This window comes from Palleronia caenipelagi, assembly GCF_007004065.1.
Taxonomy (GTDB): Bacteria; Pseudomonadota; Alphaproteobacteria; order Rhodobacterales; family Rhodobacteraceae; genus Palleronia; species Palleronia caenipelagi.
In genome coordinates, this window is the sequence record NZ_VFSV01000130.1 from 1 (window position 1) to 1505 (window position 1505).

Here is a 1505-nt window from a genome sequence, read left to right on the forward strand (position 1 = left end):
CTCGATGGATGGCCGGGGCCGCTGGATCGACAACCGGATGATCGAGCGGCTCTGGCGATCCCTCAAATACGAATGCGTCTACTTGAACGCCTTCGAAACAGGTTCCGAAGCCCGGGACGGGATCGGTGACTGGATCAGCTACTACAACGAAAGACGCCCGCACTCATCACATGGGATCATGACGCCGGACGAGGCCTATGACAGGCAATCTCCGGACCTGAAGGTTGCCGCCTGAAATGAAACCAATGCTATAGCTTAGCACGGCGGCAAACTGGTCGAATTTCAAGGACCACCTCTGATCGCGGCCCTGGCCTGTTCCCGGGGTCCGAACCGATGGCGATGGACCAGCTCCTTCTTCAGCGAAGAAAAGAAGCTCTCCATCGGGGCGTTCTGCGCCTTCAAACGATCCCCCGGATCGTTCGATCCGCTGGCGCGGACCAGCTTGAACCCGAGGCACTGACCCTTGCGGCTCCATGGATCGGATCAGCTTGGCGCGGTGGATGATCTTGCGATCGTCCCCGCTGGCATATTGCACGCCGCGGTCCGAATGCAGGATCAGGCCCGGGACCGGGCCGCGCTGGTCCAGGGCCATCCGGAGCGCGTCGCAGCACAGCTCTGCGCCCAAGTGACCGTCCATGGACCAGCCGACGATTTCGCGGGTCGCATGCGCCATTGTCCTTGGAGTTGCCCATCGCGGCGCCACCGGTCGGAGCCCGATGGGCGACGGCGGACAAAGGCACCTTCCTTGACCGCTGCCAGGTAGAGCCAGCCCTCGCCGGTATCAACGCAGGTGATATTCGCCAGCCAGACGGTATTCGGGGTGGTGCAATGAAATGCCTGCAGCAGCAGGTTGGGCGACGGGGTCAGCTTATGATTGCTGTTCGTGGTGAACGGCTTGTGCTGGCCGGCTGAGATCCTGTTTTCGCGCATTATTCTGGCCACGCGCCGCTCCGGGACGTGCTCCCCCTCAGCGCACAGATCCCGGTGGATACGCCTGGACCCGTAGCGGTGTTTGCTGGCTTTGAAGACCCGCATAATTTTTGCCAGAAGCACGTCGTCCCGTGCAGATCGCCGCTCGCGGCGGTCATCGCGGGCCGCCTGGCCGGCGTGATATCCATAGAGCCAGCTGCGCGACAAGCATACGAGCCGGCAGAGTGTCGAAACCGCGTTCTCCCGCTTACGCGGCCCCACTGGGGACACGGTCAGTCGAACTGAGCTTTGTGGGCAGTGATGAAAGCGCGCTTGTTCATCGTTCGGGCAGTCGCTCGGACCAGTGGCGCTCATGCCCTCACTTCACCGCCCGAGACGCGAAAAAATCGTTCGCAGGCGCACTCGGACCGGTGGCGTTCGCCTGCTCACCCATTTGCAAGATCTCGTTCTTCTCTGCCAGCCGCTTGTTCTCCTTGCGCAGCCGCTCCAGCTCGGCGGCATCGGCCTTCTGGCGGTGTTTCGCTTCCATCGAGCCGAAGGCCTCGATCTCCAGCCGCCAGGTCTTCAGCTGCGTG

Annotated in this window: 2 protein-coding genes and 3 pseudogenes; 1 reads left to right on the top strand and 4 read right to left on the bottom strand. The window is 62.4% G+C overall.

Annotation, left to right across the window (positions count from 1 at the left end; translation table 11 throughout):
- A partial coding sequence (locus FEV53_RS20195) for an integrase core domain-containing protein (protein ID WP_142836079.1) occupies positions 1 to 235 on the top strand: 235 nt, incomplete at its 5' end.
- 47 nt (positions 236 to 282) lie between these two features.
- Here FEV53_RS20195 and FEV53_RS22285 read toward each other — a convergent pair.
- The 4 genes and pseudogenes from FEV53_RS22285 to FEV53_RS21140 all read right to left on the bottom strand — a co-directional run.
- Positions 283 to 381: an IS3 family transposase gene (locus tag FEV53_RS22285; RefSeq protein ID WP_425465512.1), complete on the bottom strand. Its 99-nt coding sequence runs from the start codon at positions 379 to 381 to the stop codon at positions 283 to 285.
- A gap of 151 nt (positions 382 to 532) precedes the next feature.
- Positions 533 to 673, bottom strand: a pseudogene (locus tag FEV53_RS22290) (DDE-type integrase/transposase/recombinase); the annotation flags it as partial.
- A 281-nt stretch (positions 674 to 954) separates the two neighbouring features.
- Positions 955 to 1284: pseudogene (locus FEV53_RS22295) on the bottom strand (IS3 family transposase); the annotation flags it as partial.
- 4 nt (positions 1285 to 1288) lie between these two features.
- A pseudogene (locus FEV53_RS21140) lies at positions 1289 to 1505 on the bottom strand (hypothetical protein); the annotation flags it as partial.